General features: G+C 66.5%; 17 protein-coding genes and 1 pseudogene. 5 read left to right on the top strand and 13 right to left on the bottom strand.

Going from position 1 to position 17442, the window contains the following annotated elements; all coding sequences use genetic code 11:
• Nucleotides 1–310: 310 nt before the first annotated feature.
• Nucleotides 311–1675, bottom strand: a complete 1365-nt coding sequence (gene mgtE / locus NFL01S_RS28065) for a magnesium transporter (RefSeq protein WP_062979294.1) — start codon at nt 1673–1675, stop codon at nt 311–313.
• A 496-nt stretch (nt 1676–2171) separates the two neighbouring features.
• Between mgtE and NFL01S_RS37200 the strand changes: the two are divergent.
• A pseudogene (locus NFL01S_RS37200) lies at nt 2172–2588 on the top strand (class I SAM-dependent methyltransferase); the annotation flags it as partial.
• Here the strand turns inward: NFL01S_RS37200 and NFL01S_RS28050 are convergent.
• Both NFL01S_RS28050 and NFL01S_RS28045 read right to left on the bottom strand, forming a co-directional pair.
• Nucleotides 2573–3250, bottom strand: a complete 678-nt coding sequence (locus tag NFL01S_RS28050) for a hypothetical protein (RefSeq protein ID WP_062979291.1) — start codon at nt 3248–3250, stop codon at nt 2573–2575. The pseudogene NFL01S_RS37200 and the gene NFL01S_RS28050 overlap by 16 nt on opposite strands.
• A complete protein-coding gene (locus tag NFL01S_RS28045) occupies nt 3247–4044 on the bottom strand; it encodes a MerR family transcriptional regulator (RefSeq protein ID WP_062979290.1) in 798 nt (265 codons plus the stop codon). Before NFL01S_RS28045 ends, NFL01S_RS28050 begins: the two co-directional genes overlap by 4 nt.
• 432 nt (nt 4045–4476) lie before the next feature.
• Here NFL01S_RS28045 and NFL01S_RS28040 point away from each other — a divergent pair, with 432 nt between their 5' ends.
• Entirely contained in the window at nt 4477–5469 is a 993-nt protein-coding gene (locus tag NFL01S_RS28040) for an LLM class F420-dependent oxidoreductase (RefSeq protein WP_062979332.1), read from the top strand.
• Between the two features lie 414 nt (nt 5470–5883).
• Here the strand turns inward: NFL01S_RS28040 and NFL01S_RS28035 are convergent, their stop codons facing one another.
• The 4 genes from NFL01S_RS28035 to NFL01S_RS28020 all read right to left on the bottom strand — a co-directional run bounded on the left by NFL01S_RS28035 (nt 5884) and on the right by NFL01S_RS28020 (nt 8110).
• Nucleotides 5884–6738 (bottom strand): alpha/beta fold hydrolase, encoded by an 855-nt coding sequence (locus tag NFL01S_RS28035; protein WP_062979289.1) that lies wholly within the window; start codon nt 6736–6738, stop codon nt 5884–5886.
• A gap of 91 nt (nt 6739–6829) precedes the next feature.
• On the bottom strand, nt 6830–7249 hold the full coding sequence (locus NFL01S_RS28030; protein ID WP_062979288.1) for a type II toxin-antitoxin system VapC family toxin: 420 nt from the start codon (nt 7247–7249) through the stop codon (nt 6830–6832).
• Nucleotides 7242–7493, bottom strand: coding sequence for a type II toxin-antitoxin system Phd/YefM family antitoxin (locus NFL01S_RS28025; RefSeq protein WP_062979287.1), 252 nt, complete (start codon nt 7491–7493; stop codon nt 7242–7244). Before NFL01S_RS28025 ends, NFL01S_RS28030 begins: the two co-directional genes overlap by 8 nt.
• A gap of 110 nt (nt 7494–7603) precedes the next feature.
• Entirely contained in the window at nt 7604–8110 is a 507-nt protein-coding gene (locus tag NFL01S_RS28020; protein WP_062979286.1) for a carboxymuconolactone decarboxylase family protein, read from the bottom strand.
• 75 nt (nt 8111–8185) lie between these two features.
• Between NFL01S_RS28020 and NFL01S_RS28015 the strand changes: the two genes are divergently transcribed.
• Nucleotides 8186–8668, top strand: coding sequence for a MarR family winged helix-turn-helix transcriptional regulator (locus NFL01S_RS28015; RefSeq protein WP_062979285.1), 483 nt, complete (start codon nt 8186–8188; stop codon nt 8666–8668).
• A 70-nt stretch (nt 8669–8738) separates the two neighbouring features.
• Here the strand turns inward: NFL01S_RS28015 and nrdE are convergent, their stop codons facing one another.
• The 4 genes from nrdE to NFL01S_RS27995 form a co-directional block, all read right to left on the bottom strand.
• Nucleotides 8739–10898 carry a class 1b ribonucleoside-diphosphate reductase subunit alpha gene (gene nrdE, locus NFL01S_RS28010; protein WP_062979284.1) on the bottom strand — a complete coding sequence of 720 codons (2160 nt, stop codon included), beginning with the start codon at nt 10896–10898 and terminating at the stop codon, nt 8739–8741.
• Nucleotides 10895–11347 carry a class Ib ribonucleoside-diphosphate reductase assembly flavoprotein NrdI gene (gene nrdI / locus NFL01S_RS28005; protein ID WP_062979283.1) on the bottom strand — a complete coding sequence of 151 codons (453 nt, stop codon included), beginning with the start codon at nt 11345–11347 and terminating at the stop codon, nt 10895–10897. The genes nrdE and nrdI overlap by 4 nt, the downstream gene beginning before the upstream one ends.
• Nucleotides 11348–11466: 119 nt before the next feature.
• Nucleotides 11467–11697 carry a redoxin NrdH gene (locus NFL01S_RS28000; protein WP_033242116.1) on the bottom strand — a complete coding sequence of 77 codons (231 nt, stop codon included), beginning with the start codon at nt 11695–11697 and terminating at the stop codon, nt 11467–11469.
• A 611-nt stretch (nt 11698–12308) separates the two neighbouring features.
• Nucleotides 12309–12878 carry an NAD(P)H-dependent oxidoreductase gene (locus NFL01S_RS27995; RefSeq protein WP_062979331.1) on the bottom strand — a complete coding sequence of 190 codons (570 nt, stop codon included), beginning with the start codon at nt 12876–12878 and terminating at the stop codon, nt 12309–12311.
• 189 nt (nt 12879–13067) lie between these two features.
• Here NFL01S_RS27995 and NFL01S_RS27990 point away from each other — a divergent pair, with 189 nt between their 5' ends.
• Complete coding sequence (locus NFL01S_RS27990; protein WP_371851871.1) at nt 13068–13691, top strand: TetR/AcrR family transcriptional regulator; 624 nt, start codon at nt 13068–13070, stop codon at nt 13689–13691.
• A gap of 11 nt (nt 13692–13702) precedes the next feature.
• Complete coding sequence (nadE, locus tag NFL01S_RS27985) at nt 13703–14527, top strand: NAD(+) synthase (RefSeq protein WP_062979282.1); 825 nt, start codon at nt 13703–13705, stop codon at nt 14525–14527.
• 579 nt (nt 14528–15106) lie between these two features.
• Here the strand turns inward: nadE and NFL01S_RS27975 are convergent.
• On the bottom strand, nt 15107–16393 hold the full coding sequence (locus tag NFL01S_RS27975; RefSeq protein WP_062979280.1) for an RNA polymerase sigma factor: 1287 nt from the start codon (nt 16391–16393) through the stop codon (nt 15107–15109).
• Nucleotides 16394–16603: 210 nt separating this feature from the next.
• Nucleotides 16604–17317, bottom strand: a complete 714-nt coding sequence (locus tag NFL01S_RS27970) for a YciI family protein (RefSeq protein WP_062979279.1) — start codon at nt 17315–17317, stop codon at nt 16604–16606.
• Nucleotides 17318–17442 lie beyond the last annotated feature (125 nt).

Here is a 17442-nt window from a genome sequence, read left to right as displayed (position 1 = left end):
TTAGCCTACGTAGTGCACTGAGGAAAGGGAGGCAGGTGGATATGGCCAGGACGCACACCACATCGGTTCCGAGCGCACTGTGGCGCCGACCCCTGCGCAAACCATCATCGCCGGCACGGCACTGAAAGTCGTCCGAGAGGCCTGGGCGACCGTCTCACAGCGCGGATAAGCGACGGGTCTCAGGTGATCGAAGCTGCAATCACCACAGGCACTGCGGCAATAACGCGCTGCTCGCACCCGGTGCCCGGATCGCCGGCCACTATGCATTACATAGGGTTGGACCCTACGTAATGCATAGTCGGGCGTCGTATCAAATTCCCAGGACCAATTTCGCCGTGGTGAAGTAGATGATCAGCCCGGTGGCGTCCACCAGGGTGGTGACCATCGGGGCCGAAACCACCGCCGGGTCGATACGCAGCCGCTTGGCCAGCAGCGGCATGGTGCCGCCGATGGTGGCGGCCCAGGCGCAGATCAGGACCAGCGTAACCGCGACGACCACCGCGACCTTCGGGCCTACGAACAGTCCACCGATCACCAGGCCCACAGCAGACAGCATCCCGCCCAGCACCAACCCGACCCGGCATTCACGCCAGATCACCTTGAACAGGTCACCGCCGCGGACCTCCCCCACCGCCACCGCGCGCACACAAGCGGTGGCGGCCTGGGCGCCCGCGTTACCGCCGGCACCGATCAGCAGCGGAATGAACAGCGCCAGCTGGGCCGCCTGCTCCAGGGTGGTCTCGAAGAAACCGGTCACGCTGACGGTGAGGGTCGCGGCGACCAGCAGCAGCATCAACCACAGCGCGCGGTAGCGGGCGAGCTGGAAAACGCCCGCCGCCATGTAGTGGCCCTCCCACGGCGCCGAACCGGCCTGTTTGGCGACGTCCTCGCTGTCGGCCGCTTCGATGACCTCGACGGCGTCGTCGATGGTGAGCAACCCCACCAGCCGGTCCTCGCTGTCGACGACCGGCAGGTTGATGTCGTTGGTTTCGCGCATGAGGCGTGCGGCCTTCTCCGCCGAATCGGTGGCGCGGACGAACGCGGGTTCGGTGACCACCAGGTCCGCAACCATCGTGTCGGGGCCGGTGAGCACCAGTTCCCGCAGTTCGACGATGCCCTGCAGGCGGCGGCCGGAATCGACCACGGGCAGGGTGTACACGGTTTCGGCGTTCTCGCCTTTGATCCGCACGATCCGCAGCGCATCGGCGACCGACAGGGTGCCCGGGATCGCCACCACTTCGGGCGACATGTACCGCCCGACCGACCCCTCCGGGTAGCCCAGCAGGGCGGCGGTCATGCGGCGGTCCCGGGGGCTCAGCCCGGCCAGCACCTTCTTCGCCACCTTGGCGGGGGCTTCGCGGAGCATGCGGGCACGGTCGTCGGGGGCCATGCCCTCGACGAGTTCGCGGAAGGTCTGGTCACGCAGCCCCTGCAGGATCTGCTGCTGATCGACGGGTTCGAGTTCTTCGAACACCGCCAGTGCCAGATCCTTGTCGAGCAGGCGGAATGCCACACCGGCCTCGACCGCGTCCATGCGCGCGAGCTCGTCGGCGATGACATGCGGCGGATGATTGTCCAGCCAGTGCAGCGCGGCGTCGACGCGATGGCTTTCGACCACGTTCTGGAGGGATTCCGACAGCGTCGTCGGCGCTTCGATGAGTTCGATCTGCGACATGAGAAGTCCTCGGCACAGCGTTGATTTGCGAGTGATTCGATAGAAGTCACACCGCGAGGCGCCGAACCGGGCCGCTCCGCCGGCAGAGATCGCTAGCGGAAACGCGGGAGGACGGCGCCGCGCGGCCTTCGACTGGGAGGTTCGCTGCGCATTGCAACACCACCTCCTTCTCGGTCACCGCCGCGCGCCGGAGCGCGCCGCTCATCCGGATCAATAGTCTATGAATGCGAACGCATCCTTGTGCAGGATACATCCCCGGGCCGGGATAATGGCATCGCAACATTCGTCACACGGCGTTTCACACTCCCGGGCGTGTCTGCCGGGTCACCGGCCGGGTCCGGGCGCGAGGGTCGCCGCGATCACTGTTCGGCTTCCGGCCAGGTGCGGGTGTGGTTTACCCAGGCCGGGACCGTGCTGGTCGAGCCACTGCCGCGTCCGCTCCTGCACCCGCGGGCCGCATGGGGAAGCGCCACCGGTACGGAATGCGGTGGCGAATGCGGCCGCGGCGGGAGTGGCGGACCGCGTGGAGTTCACGGTCGGGGATGCGGCGTAGCTGCCGCCGGGCGGGTTCGATATCGCGTTCGCGTTCGAATGCGTGCACGATATGCCCCGGCCGGTCGAGGTATTGGCGGCGGCGCGCCGGGCACTGCGGCCCGGCGGGGCCGTGGTGGTGATGGACGAGGCAGTCGCACCGGAGTTCGCGCCCGGCGGGGACGATCTGGAACGGCTGATGTACGGCTTCAGGTTGTTCGTCTGCCTGCCCGACGGGATGTCGAGCCCGCCCAGCGCGGGGACCGGCACCGTCATGCGGGCCGCGCCCTTACGCGGCTACGCGCTCGAAGCGGGCTTCACAAGGTTCGAGGTGTTGCCGATCGAGGATTTCGGGTTCTGGCGTTTCTACCTGCTCGGCTGAATATCCGCGGTCGGCACCGTGTTCGGTGCGGAGTCCGGCACGGCGGGAGTGTTCGGCACGATCCCGGCGGTGTTCGGTGGGTTCAGCGCGGCACGCAGCGACGCGGGGTCGTCGAGGGAGAGGCTGATCCGGGTCGTCTCGGCAGCGATGCGGCCACTGGGTAGCAACGAGTCGATATGCACGGTGACAGGGCAGCGCAGGGTCAGGTCTGCGGTGGTGCCGTCGGGGCCCGCGAGGAACAGCCTGTTGTCCGCGAACGCGGTCGCGGTCTGGTTGTAGCGGCGGGATTCGGCGACGGTCGCGATCCGGTCGAACGGTATCCGGGCGACCACGCGGCCGGATCGGCGCAGCACCACCTCCCGGCCGGTGACATAGTGCGGATAAGCGATATCGGCGACGACCGCGGCGAACAGAAACACCAGCGACCACACGGAAACCACTGCCAGTGTGATACTCAGCCATGCCCAGGGGATCACCAGGTGCAATACGACCACTTCGATCAGGGTCGCCGCGAGGAAGGCCATCGGCAGGGCGAGGACGCCGCGAGTGGCCGTGAGCGGCCGCTGTTCGCGGCTGTCGCGGTCGGTGGTGCGGCGCAGCCACAGCCACAGGCCCGTGTACAGCCGGGCCTGGTTGCGGAGGAGCCGCGCGAAGCCGGTCACGACGGTCCCCCGCCGGTACCTGTCAGCAGTTCCATCGCGCGACGGACCGCCCGCCGTTGTGCGGGGTCGGGGACGAGGGTCTCCTGCGACAGCGCCGGCGCGCCGTGCGGCAGGTCCGCGGTCGCCGAGACCACTCTGTCGAAATCGAGCTGTCGCAATAGGCCGGCGATATCCTGCGCCAGCTGCTCGATCAGTTCGGCGGACTGCGCCACCGGGCGGCCGCGCAACCGTTCCCAGCCGCGCAGCAGCCGGCGGTAGCCCGTGCGGGCGGCCGGGTCGGCGAGGGCGCCGGTGAACCAGGTGAACATTTCGGGGGGTGTGTCACCGGCGAGGGAGAAGACCTCCAGCATGTCGCGTTCCTGGTCGAGCGCGGCCAGCTCGGTTTCGTCGGCCTGCTCGCGGGCCCGGTCGAACGCGTCGGCGACCTCGTCCGGGAGGGCGGTCAGACGGCGGCCGGCGTCGACCGCGGCCAGCATCCGGGCCACACCTTCCTGTTTCCGGGTGAGCTGGGTGATGCGCTGGGTGATCTCCTCGTGCAGCGCGGCGAGATCGGCGCGCAGGTCCTCGGTATCCGAGGCACCGTGCTCGTTGGCGAATACGGCCGCCACCGCCCCGAGCGGCAGGCCGTTGTCGGCGAGCCAGCGGATCCGCATGAGCCGGGTCAGTTCGGCCATGCCGTAGTCGCGGTAGCCGTTGTCGGGGCGAACAGGCTCCGGGAGCAGGCCCAGCCGGTGATAGTGGCGGACGGCGCGCGGGGTGGTTGCGGCGGCCGCAGCGATTTCACTGATCCTCATACCGTCAAGCGTGGGGTGTGACGCTACGTCGTAGTCAAGGGCCGCAGAAAACTGCACCGGGGCCGGGCCGCCGAGACCTCGACTACTGCCGCGGCCGGCTACGAAATCGCCGGTTTACTGCGGTCGAAAGCCGCTGCCGGACGACTGCATCGATATGAACTGTTCCCGGATCCGGCGACCGATTCCGCGTCCTACCCACCGAAGAAGCGGCGCCATGACGAACGGTGCCCGGCCGGTACCGGGTACCGGGCCGAGGTTGCACACGCGCACAGCCGAACGGCCGAGTCGCCTCGGAGGTCGGGAACCGGGCCCCGCGACAGCCCGATTCCGCAGGCCGGCGCGGAATCATTGCCCGGACGCCGCTCGCCCGACAGAGTAGAGGTCGAGTATGTCCGGTGCGGCCCGCGGGCCCGAACCATGGAGGAGAGTGCTGTGCGCTTCGGAATCTTCGTTCCCCAGGGCTGGCGGCTGGACCTGGTGGGTATCGCACCCGCCGCACAGTGGGAAGTGATGCGAGGTCTGGCGGCGCGCGCCGATGCGAATCCGATATGGGAATCGCTGTGGGTGTACGACCATTTCCACACCGTGCCCGCACCCACCGAGGAAGCCACTCATGAGGCGTGGAGCCTGATGTCGGCATTCGCGGCCACGACCTCGCGGGTGCGGCTGGGGCAGATGTGTACGGCGATGAGCTACCGCAATCCGGCCTACCTGGCGAAGGTCGCGGCGACCGTCGATCTGATCTCCGGCGGCCGGACCGAGATGGGGATCGGCGGCGGCTGGTACGAGCACGAATGGCGTGCCTACGGGTACGGCTTCCCGGCCGCCGGGGAGCGACTGGGGCGGCTGGACGAAGGCGTGCAGATCTTCCGGCAGGCGTGGAGTTCGGGCACCGCGACCCTGGACGGCAAGTACTACCGGGTGGACGGCGCGATCGTGCGGCCGCTGCCGCTTCAGGAGGGTGGGATCCCGCTGTGGATCGCCGGGGGTGGCGAGAAGAAAACACTGCGTATCGCCGCGAAGTACGCGAACTACACGAACTTCGCCGGTAACCCTGAGGAGTTCACCCGCAAATCGGAGATCCTGCGGGACCACTGCGCCGATGCCGGCACGGATTTCGATGCCATCGTGCGCAGCGCCAACTTCAATGTCGTCATCGGCGCCACCGAAGCCGAGGTCGAACAGCGCATATCCGAGAACGCCGCGCGAATCGCCCCGGTCCTGGGTGCGGAGAAGGCCCGCGCCTACCTCGACAACCTGACCGCCGGCGGTGCCGCCGTCGGCACCCCGGAGCAGATCGTGGAGAAACTGTCCGCCGTCCGCGATCGCGGCCTGGGCTACGCCATCTTCAACTTCCCGGAAGCGGCCTACGACACCAGCGGTATCGAACTCCTGGAACGAGAAGTGCTTCCGGCACTGTCCTGAGCGGCGACGCCTACGAGACTGGAGAAGCCGGGTCTTCCGGACGGGCCGGGACATCCGCACGCCGAGGTAACCGGTATCTCCGACGAGTCGAGCATGCCCAGCAACTCCGCCCGCCGCCCTGCTGCTGCAGTAGTACCGCCACGGTATGCGCGATGAGTCCGCCGTAGCACCTAGCCGGATAGGCGGTAGGGTCCGTGGGCCCGCACGGCGTGGATGCGGCGCAGGTGGTCGGCGGCGAGGGGACTCCGGTGTGCGGTGTTCTGGGTGATCGCCGGCGACTGGATCCCGTGGAGAGGAGGCCACTTCCGCGCCGAGACCGGCGAAATTCCACGAGAAGCCCATCCCCGGGTGGATGCCGACGTGGTAGGCCGGTCCCGGTCGTCCGGCCTCAGCGACAGGGGCAGAGGGGTGGATTCATGCGCGCATGTGTGTACGGAGAAACGCTGTCAACGGGGTGCGAACGGCCTGCGGATCGTCGATGAATGGCCAGTGACCAAGGCCTTCGAGAATATGTATTTCGGCATCGGGGAAGTAGTTTCGCTGCAACCGCGCGAACCGAACCGGGACATAGGGGTCACCGTCGCCCCAGATCACACAAACCGGCAGATCGCATCCCGCGATATCGGTGTCCATTTCCGGGAATGCGCTGACCGGGTCGCGGGAATTGCGGTAGAGCTTGAGGACTGCCCTCTTGTGCGCCCGGTCCGCGTATCGATCGACCCGGTCGATATAAGAGTCCGGCAGCGGTACGGGATTGTCGCGGTTCAGGGCGATATGCATGGCACGCTTATTACTCACCAGCTGGAAAAGTTCGCCCAGTACCGGTGTCTGCCAGATCTTTGCGTACCGGTGCCAGCGGTAGCCGTCGAGTACACCGGTGTTGATCAGGACCAACCCGGCCAGCCGGTCACGATGGTCCAGGGCCCACCGCAAACCCCACGGCCCACCGAAATCGTGCAGAACGAGATGTGCGCGCTCAACACCCAGGTGGTCGAGTAGCAGGCCGAGATATCGCGCATGCCCCGCAATGCTGTGCTCGAAAGTACGCGGCCGCTCCGATCGCCCGAAACCGGGCATATCCATGGCGATCGCCCGCGCGAATCCCGCCACCGCGGGGATCAGCTCCGCCCAATCGTCCATCGGCCCCGGGTTGCCGTGCACGAACACCACGGCCTCCGTGCTGTCGGCGGGCCCACTGTCGCACACTGCGCACCGGACACCCTCCAACTGATATTCGGTTACCGGCAATACCGGTGCGGTTTCGGCCACTGTGCCCCTCGATCATCCTCCGCCGCACCGCCCTTCGGCCGGCCGGTTCTCGACCGACACTACATCGGGCAATCGCTCCGTCCCTGACCTTTCACACCGGGACCACCGTCAGCAACGGATCCAGCCCTTTGAAGTCGTCCGCATTACGGGTGAACAACGGCAGATCGTTGGATGAGGCGATGGCAGCGATCATCAGGTCCATTTTGCGAGGCTTGGGATTCCGTCCGGCCGCAATCACCAATTTTGCCATCGAGGTGAATCGGCGCGCCGCCGTCGCACAGAACGGCAATGCGTCGAAAGCGTGCTCGATCTCGAAGAGTCGTTCGGTACGGAGCGCAAGCGTCGCCGCACCGGAGGCCACAGCCACGCCGAGGCCCAGCTCTGCAAGCGTCACCGTGCTGATTTTCGATTGGATCGGGAGGCCCACATCCACGATGGTTGGCAAGTCGATGAGGACACAGGTATCCAGCAGGCCGACGGGGTGGCGGAACTTCGCACCCGGTTCAGTCATCCAGCCTGTCCTCTCCGAATGCGGCGTCGATCTCGGCACGTTCATCGATGGCGTTCGCACCCGCAAACCTGGCCAATCGCTTCTTCAGCTCGACCGTCGTCAGGTTGTTCCGCACGGTGATGGGGCGCAGTTCACCGACAGGTCGTCCGTTGCGGGTGACGACGAAATCCTCCCCCGCTTCCAGCGCGTCCATAACGCCCGCGCTGCCGTTGCGTAGCTCGGCTTGGCTGATTGTCCGCGTCATGCACCCCAGGATAGCGCTTGATGCTATCGAATGCTATCGACATTTGTGCGCGATCAGCGATCGGGTCCTACCGAGCGAACCGGATACCCGTTCCCCACGGACACACCGCCTTACGCAGCCCTGACCAGCCGGTTGGCGAATGTCGAGATCGTATAGGTCCCGACACCCAATACGACTTCGAGCGCATTGCGCTCGGTGTAACCGTGCGCCAAGAAGGCCTCGATCGACCGGGTGTCCACAGCTCCAGCGGTGGCCATCACCGCGAGGGTGAACACCCGGACCGCGTCGAGGTGCTCGTCGTCGAGTGCACGTTTCTCACGCAGGGCGGCGGCCAGTTCCGGCGCCGCGCCGAGTTTGCGCAGCTTCCCGGCATGTATTGCGATGCAGATATGGCAGTCGTTGTGGACCGCCACCGTCATGATGACCACTTCCCGTGGAATCGGTTCCAGCGTGCACCGATCGAATCGCGCGGTCATATCCAGGAATCCGGTCAGCAGTTCCGGCGAGGCGGCCAGCCGGGCGACCGCGTCGGGCACCGCTCCACCCCCGGCGGCCATTGCCGTCATCGTTGCGCGTGATCCCTCCGGGGCGGTCTCGGGTGTATGCGGGTCGAACATCACGACTCCTAATATGGACAACATGGTTGACGAAACGATAGTAAACCAGGTTGTCGATATAGCCAAGGTTGCGCGATGACCAGGGAAGATATGAACAGCCTCCGGGCAGGCTACGAACTCCCCCTACTCCTCCTGGCAGGATTCCGCACACTCGTCGACGAACTGCACGACGAACTCGCGCGCCGCGGCCATCCCCAGGCGCGGCCGGCCCACGGCTTCGCGATGCAGGCGATCGGACCCGACGGAGCAACCGCCAGCGATATCGGCCGCCGGCTCGGCATCTCCAAACAGGCGGCGGGCAAAACCGTCGACCGCCTCATCGCCCTCGGTTACGCCGAACGCGGCGCCGACCACGCCGATGCGCGCCGCCGGCTGGTTCGCCGCACCACACACGGAGACGAGATGCTCGCCCTCTCGGCCGCGATCTTCGACCGGCTACGTAAGCAGTGGGCACAGACACTGGGCGAGCAACAGCTACGTACAATGGAGGACGGCCTACGCACCGTCGCCGCACCGAATGCTTTCCGTCTCGACACGACACGATGGCTGGGCGATTGAACGCACGAACAGCAATGGCGCGCAACAGCTTCGAGATCTGTTGCGCGCCACTACATGTTCCGTGGGCGGATCAGAGCATGCAGCTCACGCAGCCCTCGACCTCGGTACCTTCCAGTGCCATCTGCCGGAGGCGGATGTAGTAGAGGGTTTTGATGCCCTTGCGCCAGGCGTAGATCTGGGCGCGGTTCAGGTCGCGGGTGGTGGCGGTGTCCTTGAAGAACAACGTCAGCGACAGGCCCTGGTCCACATGCTGGGTGGCAGCGGCATAGGTGTCGATGATCTTCTCGTAGCCGATCTCGTACGCGTCCTGGTAGTAGTCCAGGTTGTCGTTGGTCATGTACGGGGCCGGATAGTAGACGCGGCCGATCTTGCCTTCCTTGCGGATCTCGATCTTCGACGCCACCGGATGGATGGAACTGGTGGAATGGTTGATGTAGGAAATCGAGCCGGTCGGCGGGACGGCCTGCAGGTTCTGGTTGTAGATCCCGTGTTCCATCACCGCGGACTTCAGCTGCCGCCAATCGTCCTGGGTAGGGATATGGATCTCGGCGTCGGCGAACAGTTGCGCGACCCGATCGGTTTTCGGCTCCCACACCTGATCGGTGTACTTGTCGAAGTATTCACCACTGGCATACTTCGACTCCGGGAACCCACCGAAGTGCGTACCACGTTCCTGCGCAAGCAGATTCGAAGCACGAATGGCGTGGTAGACCACGGTGTAGAAGTAGATGTTGGTGAAATCCAGGCCCTCCTCGGACCCGTAGTGGATATGTTCCCGCGCCAGGAAACCGTGCAGGTTCATCTGCCCCAGGCCGATGGCGTGCGAGGAGTTGTTGCCCTGTTCGATGGAGGGCACCGAGTAGATATGCGTCTGGTCGGATACCGCGGTGAGTGCCCGGATCGCGGTCTCGATGGTCTGCGCGAAATCGGGCGAATCCATGGTCTTCGCGATGTTCAGCGACCCCAGATTGCAGGAGATGTCCTTGCCCACCTCGGCGTAGGTGAGATCGTCGTTGTACACCGACGGGGTGGAGACCTGGAGGATCTCCGAGCACAGGTTCGAATGGGTGATCTTGCCGGCGATCGGATTGGCCCGGTTCACCGTGTCCTCGAACATGATGTAGGGGTAGCCGGATTCGAACTGCAACTCGGCGATGGTCTGGAAGAACTCGCGCGCCTTGATCTTCGACTTGCGGATCCGCTTGTCGTCGACCATCTCGTAGTACTTCTCGGTGACGTCGATATCGGCGAACGGCTTACCGTAGATCCGCTCCACATCATAGGGCGAGAACAGGTACATGTCCTCGTTCTTCTTCGCCAGCTCGAAGGTGATATCGGGGATCACCACCCCCAGGGAGAGGGTCTTGATGCGGATCTTCTCGTCCGCGTTCTCCCGTTTGGTATCGAGGAACCGGTAGATATCGGGGTGGTGGGCATGCAGGTACACCGCACCCGCACCCTGCCGGGCCCCGAGCTGATTGGCGTAGGAGAACGAATCCTCGAGCAGCTTCATGATCGGGATAACACCCGAGGACTGATTCTCGATCTTCTTGATCGGGGCCCCGTGCTCACGAATATTGCTGAGCAGCAACGCCACTCCCCCGCCGCGCTTGGACAGCTGCAGCGCCGAGTTGATGGAGCGCCCGATGGACTCCATATTGTCCTCGATCCGCAGCAGGAAGCAGGACACCGGTTCGCCGCGCTGCTTCTTACCCGAGTTGAGGAAGGTCGGGGTGGCCGGCTGGAAGCGGCCGTCGATGATCTCCTCGACCAGCTGCCCGGCCAGCACCTCGTCACCGGCGGCCAGCGTGAGCGCGACCATGCACACCCGGTCCTCGAAACGTTCGAGGTAACGCTTCCCGTCGAAGGTTTTGAGGGTGTAGGAGGTGTAGTACTTGAACGCGCCGAGGAACGTCGGGAACCGGAACTTCTTGTCGTAGGCCTGCTGGAACAGCTTCTTCACGAACGCCCGGCTGTACTGTTCGAGCACCTCGGGTTCGTAGTAGTTCTCCTCGACGAGGTAGTCGAGCTTCTCGTCGAGATTGTGGAAGAAAACGGTGTTCTGGTTGACGTGCTGCAGGAAGTACTGGTTGGCGGCCTCACGATCCTTGTCGAACTGGATCTCGCCGTCGGGCCCGTACAGGTTCAGCATCGCGTTGAGGGCGTGGTAGTCCAAGACCTCACCGGGAACGCTTTCGCGCTGCGGGGGCTGCTCCAGCCGGGCCGTCATACCTGCTGGTGCTGTCGTTGTTGCTGCCAAAACAATCCCAATCCCTCTCGGACGCGGGCCACGTCCTCAGCGGTTCCCATGAGTTCGAAGCGGTACAGGTAGGGCACCCCGCACTTACGCGAGATCACCTCACCTGCGAAGCAGAAGGTGTCGCCGAAGTTCGTGTTCCCGGCGGCGATCACCCCGCGCAACAGGGCGCGGTTGTGCCGATCGTTGAGAAACTTGGCGACCTGGCGCGGTACGAATTCCTTATCGGAGCGAGTCGAACCCAAGACGTGCCGACCGCCCCCGTAGGTGGGGACGATCAGCACGTAGGGTTCATCGACGTGCAGCGTTTCGGCGCTGGTGTGCAGGGGGATCCGGAGGGCCGGGATATCCAGCTTCTCGACGAATCGGTGAGTGTTCTCCGAAGCGCTGGAGAAGTACACCAAAGTATGCGATTCGGACATTTCACCTCCCCTGTTCCCCGGCCGGATAGGGTGCGCGGTGCAGCTACGCCGTGCCTGTTACGGCTGAGCGCGGGCCACTGCGTAGTTACACTGCGTTGCCGCCTCCGGGCCTGACACGCTCAGGCGGCAACGGTGGCCAGCGCCTTGATGCGATCGGGCCGGAACCCGGACCAGTGCTCGTCACCGGAGACGACGACGGGGGCCTGCAAGTAGCCGAGAGCCATCACATAGTCGCGGGCATCGGCGTTCTCGGAGATATCGATGACCTCATAATCCACCCCGGCCTTGTCGAGAGCCTTGTAGGTGGCATTGCACTGGACGCAAGCGGGCTTGGTGTACACGGTGATCATTCGAGTCCCTCTCTCCTGTGCCAATGTGCGGTGTCTCGCGGTCTCGTCGTGACGGACCGCCGCCTCCGGGTCGAGCCCTCCGCATGACTGATCCACAGCCGGTTGTGTTCCGTCTGCGGGGCGCGGTGCCGGCACGATCGGATGATCCTGCGCAAACTCCGAGGACCAGCCCTGAAATACCACGTCCGGGCCGGTTCCACCCGCCGCCGGCGGGTTCTGCACACCGCCGCCTTCGGGTACCGATGACACTACACCTAGTGGCCGACATTCCGAAACAACACGAGATGTTGCGAGTCACAACCATGTGATTTCACAGCTGTAAGCCGCAGGACAGCCTTGCGACACGCCGAGTTCACCGTGGCCCAGATCACAAACCCCGGGGGTCAGTTCCTTTTCAGCAAACGCAACAACACCGCCTGTCACACCAGTCGCCGCAACCCCAGCAGACCCTCAGGACCCGGCCGGAACAGTCACGGCAGCCACGCCCCGTACACACAGCAGCAGGCCGCCCCGTCGTATACAGGGCGGCCTGCCGTCACAGCCGGACGCGCCGGCCCCATGACCGGAGGGCACGCGCGATCACGCACACCGGGCCGGGTTCGCTCGTGCGATCAGGCGTCGACGAGTTCCCCGCTCGCCGCATTCACCAGCGCGCGCAGCGCCTCGCTCAGCTCGCGCACGGTCTCGGCATCCTCGCGAGGATGGTGTGCACCGAAACGTTCACCCCAGGTCGCGAAATGCAGATGCGCTTCGTCGACGATCTTGCCGCCGGCGACCCCCACCGACTTGACCGCGTCGCCATGCGCCCACTTGGCGGCATTCGGGCTGATGGAACCGCTCAGGATCGCGACCGGCTTGTCCTTGATCGCACCCGCCCCGTACGGCCGCGACAGCCAATCGATCGCATTCTTCAGTACGGCGGGCAGCGTCCCGTTGTACTCCGGCGTGATCACCAGCAGGCCGTCGCTCGCACCCACCGCGTCCCGCAGCGCCTCGGCGGCGGCCGGAACCGACCCCGGTACATCGATATCCTCGTTGTAGAACGGGATATCGCCGATACCCTCGTACACGGAGACGTCGACGCCCTCCGGCGCGGTGGTGACCGAGGCCTCGGCGACCTGCTTACTGAAGGAGGCGCTGCGAAGGCTGCCGAAGAGGACGACGATACGGGTCTGGCTCATATTCACTCCTGCGGTACTAGTTGTGTGATGATCGCACTGCCCAGATCAACCGGACCACGGTCCGCTACATTCCCCGGAGGCCCCTCCCCCGCCGTGAACTACTACACACCCTGCCCGGGCCCGGCGGACGACCCGCGCCCCGGCGAAACGCCCCGGCCGTACCCGGAGGACGAACTGCATACCGAGCCGATCCGGCCGGCCCACCGGATCGGCCCACAGCTCCCCGGCACCACCGAACCCGCCGAACGCGCCGACGCCGCCCGCAACCGGCGCCGCCTGCTGGACGCCGCCCGCGAACTCGTGCGCGAACACGGTGTGGACGCGCTCACGATGGACGCCCTGGCCAGACGCGCCGGTGTCGGCAAAGGCACCGTGTTCCGCCGCTTCGGCAGCCGCACCGGGCTCATGTACGCACTGCTGGACCATTCCGAAACCCTGGCCCAGGAAGCGTTCATCTTCGGCCCGCCGCCACTGGGCCCCGGTGCCCCGCCGGTGGACCGGCTCATCGCCTTCGGGCGCGCCCGGCTGCTCGATATCGAAGTAGAGGGCGAACTCCACCGGGCGGCCGAACTCGGGTCCCCGGAACGGCACTTCTCGAGCCAGCCCTACCGGGTGCTGAGAACGCATGTGGCGATGTTGCTCCGCGAGGCGGATACGCCCGGCGACGACGGTCTGCTGGCTGATGCGCTACTGGGCGTATTGGCCGCCGGGCTCGTCCTGCACCAGCTGCGCACGCTGGGCTACAGCCGCGAACAGATCTCGAGCAACTGGGAAGCCATGGTTCGCCGAGTCGCCGGACCGGCGGCGCAGTAGAGTGGTCCGGCATGGGAAACGTGCGTGATCAGATCATCGCCGAGCTGGGTGTACAGCCGAGTATCGAACCCAAGGACGAGGTGCGCCGCCGCGTCGATTTCCTGAAGGATTACCTGCGCACCACGCCCGCAAAGGGTTTCGTACTCGGTATCAGCGGTGGTCAGGACAGCGCACTCGCCGGACGGCTCTGCCAGCTGGCCGCCGAGGAACTGCGCGCCGACGGTGCCGAAGCACGTTTCGTCGCCGTGCGCCTGCCCTACGGTGTACAGGCCGACGAGTCCGATGCCCGGGTCGCCATGACCTTCGTCGCGCCCGATGAATCCGTGGTGGTCAACGTCCGGCCCGGCGCGAACGCGGTGGCGGCCGAGGTGGCTTCGGCACTGAAAGTCGGCAAATTACGCGATTTCGTGCGCGGCAATATCAAAGCGCGAGAACGGATGGTGATCCAATACGCTCTCGCCGGCCAGGAGAACCTGCTGGTGATCGGCACCGACCACGCTGCCGAAGCGGTCACCGGGTTCTTCACGAAATACGGCGACGGCGGCGTGGACCTCACCCCGCTCACCGGTCTGACCAAACGCCAGGGCGCCGCACTGCTACAGGAACTCGACGCACCGTCGCGACTGTGGTCGAAGGTACCGACCGCCGACCTCGAGGACGACCGCCCGGCGCTACCCGACGAAGAAGCGCTCGGCCTGCGCTACAGCGAAATCGACGATTACCTCGAGGGCAAGGATGTGCCGGCCGAGGTGGCCGAGCGGATCGAATCGCTCTTCCGCAACACCCGGCACAAGCGGACGGTACCGGTCACTCCGCTCGACGACTGGTGGCGCTGACCCGACGCCTCAGCACACCCGGCCGCGGGCCGACCGGCGACGGCGCGCAGCAGGTCCCGGACCAGCTCTACGTCCGGGCCCGCCGAACCGCGGAAACGCAAGCAGCCCTTGCCCATATCCTGATCGGCCGGTCATTGCGCGCAGGCCTCCCGGATGTCTTCGCGCATAAGGTGGAACGACAGATAGTCGCGCTGCACGGCGAACGCGCCCCGGCTGATACCCGCGTACTGGTCGTTCGGCATTCCGTAGCCATGACCTCGGAATGGCCGGTGAGTTCGGTCCGGCACAGATCACGCAGCACGGTCGCGTGGGCCCGCCTGGCGCCGGGGAGTTCGGCCAGGTAGGTGTCTGCCGCGCTCTTCACCACGGGCATACCCTGGCGCCGCGCAAGGACCGGCTGCCCGGGAAGGCCGAGCCGGCGCCGGGGACGGCGGCGTGCACCTGGTCTCCGGGCACGCGTGTTGGGGGGCCGCGTGTGGATCCGTCGATCAGCCGCGCACGCACTGGGTGCAGTCGGCCGGCCATGATCGTTCCGGTTGCTGGCAGGAGATTCCTGCGCTCCGAGCGGTCCCCGCTGTTTCACGCGACCGGTGCCGATGGACCGGCGCCCTCGGCCCGGCAAGTGTCCTCGACCTCGGCCAGCCGGCGGCGCAGATATCCGCGCGCGGCATCGTTTCCGGCGCCCGCCAGCGCGATCCGGTAATTCTGTGCTGCCTCGACGAAGCGCCCGGCCCGGCGGTACAGGTCGGCACGTGCGGCCGCGATCGGCTGTCCGCCGGCGACGCGGCTGTCGTCGGTGACCTCCTCCAGCGCTCGCAGGCCCGCCTCCGGACGGTCGCGGAAGCCCACAGCGACGGCTCGATTCACCTGTACCGCGGGTGATGGCGTGTAGCCGAGTAATTCGTCGTAGGCCGCGACGATCGCATTCCAGTCGGTGGCCGCCCAGGTCGGCGCGACGGCGTGCGCCGCCGCGATCCGGGCCTGCGCCAGGTACGGCCCGCCGCCCTCGGCCGCGATCAGCAGGCAGTTCAGCCCGGCCCGGATCGCCTGACGATCCCACCGGGCGCGGTCCTGCGCCTCCAGCGGGATCAGTTCGCCGTCACCGCCCCGGCGCTGGGAGCGGCGACTGTCTGTCAGCAGCATGAGGGCGAGCAGCCCGTGCGCCTCCGCCCGCACGGCCTGCTCCTCGACCGGTAACAGCGCGCACAGCAACCGTCCGACCCGCAGCGCCTCGTCACACAGTTCGTCACGCACCGCCACGGGACCGGCTGTCGCGAAGTAGCCCTCGGTGAACAGCAGATACACCACCGCCAGCACCGTCGGCGCACGTTCCGGCAGCAGATGCGCAGGCGGGATCCGCAACGGAATCCCGGCGTGCCGGATCTTGGCCTTCGCGCGGCTGATCCGCTGCGCCACGGTCGACTCCGCTTGCAGGAACGCTCGCGCGATCTCGGCGGTCCGTAGCCCGCATACCAACCGCAGCGTCAATGCCACCCGGGATTCCGGAGCAAGTGCGGGATGACAACAGGTGAAGATCATCCGCAGCTGGTCGTCGGGCAGTTCGCTCATCTCGGTCTCCGTGGGGCTCGGCGCCACCAGGGCGGCCTCGTACTCCTTGCCGTGGCGCGCCGACTCCCGGCGTAGCCGGTCCAGGGCGCGCCGGCGAGCGGTCGTGGTGATCCAGGCACCCGGATTCGCCGGGACGCCGTCGCGGTCCCAGGTACGCAGCGCGATCGCGAATGCCTCCTGTACCGCATCCTCGGCCAGATCGACATCACCGGTGAACCGAGCGATGGTGGCCACCGCGCGGCCGAACTCGGCCCGGTACACACCACCGAGATCGATCGCCGGCCGCGCCGCGCTCATCCCCGGTCCTGCCGACACGACCGCAGTCCTGCCCGGTCACGCTCCACGATCACCTCAGGCCCCGTCCGCTCACCCGCTGTCCACCCGGCAGCAGCGGAGCCACCCCGTGGTGGCGCTCCGCTCCCGCTTCCGGCCCGCTTCGACCCGCGGCACAGCATCGGCCGGCAACAACGCGAGATGTCGATGACCGCGCTCGGCGAGGTGACCCGCTCATGCCCCGAGGTCCACCACCTGCCGGACCTCTGTGCCGCCGCCGGCACCGATCGGAATCTTCGCGGCGATTTCGGTCGCCGCGCGACGATCCGGGGCGGCGAACAGGTACAGACCGGCCACGACCTCCGCTGTTTCGGTGAACGGCCCGTCGGTGAGCAGCGGTGGCCCGTCGGCGCCACGGACAGTGGTTGCGGTGGACGGCGGTCGCAGCGCACCACCGCCGCGCAACACCGCCCCGAACCGCTCACCGAACCGCTCGTGCTCGGCGACTGCGGTGTCCCACTCCGGCGTACCCGGCGTCAGCGTCGCATCCGCCTGCTCCCACAGCAGTGCCATCCACCAGTCCGGTCCCGGTTCGTCATGCGGCAGCCACTGGACCAGCGGACGGAGCTCCACCGATCCCGTCGCCACCGCCGGCAGTTGCCGGACGAGATCCGTCGCGGCGTCCAGGTCGGGGACGTCGATAACATAGAACCCTCCGACCACCTCGGCGTGCTCCGCGAACGGACCGTCGGTGACCAGCGTGTCCGTGCCGGCCCGCCGGATGGTGACGGCGTCCGCCGACGGATACAACGCAGCCCCGCCGGCGATGACGTCGGCGACCCTGGCGTCGAACGCCGCGTACTGTTCGACCTCCGCATCGAACTCCGCCGTGCCCGGTTGCGCCACGGCTTCGTCCTCGTCCCCGGTAAGCAATGCCAGGTAGTACATATCGTCATCCTTCCGCGTCGGTGAGGAGCCCGGTACCCCTCTCACCAAAACGACGAGCGGGGCGGCGGATCTTCGACATGATCGGAAAAATTCGTCCGGCCGGTGCCGATATCCCTGCGGTCCGG

This window comes from Nocardia flavorosea NBRC 108225 (assembly GCF_001613385.1).
GTDB classification, from domain to species: Bacteria; Actinomycetota; Actinomycetes; order Mycobacteriales; family Mycobacteriaceae; genus Nocardia; species Nocardia flavorosea.
This window is presented reverse-complemented; position numbering and strand designations above follow the sequence as displayed.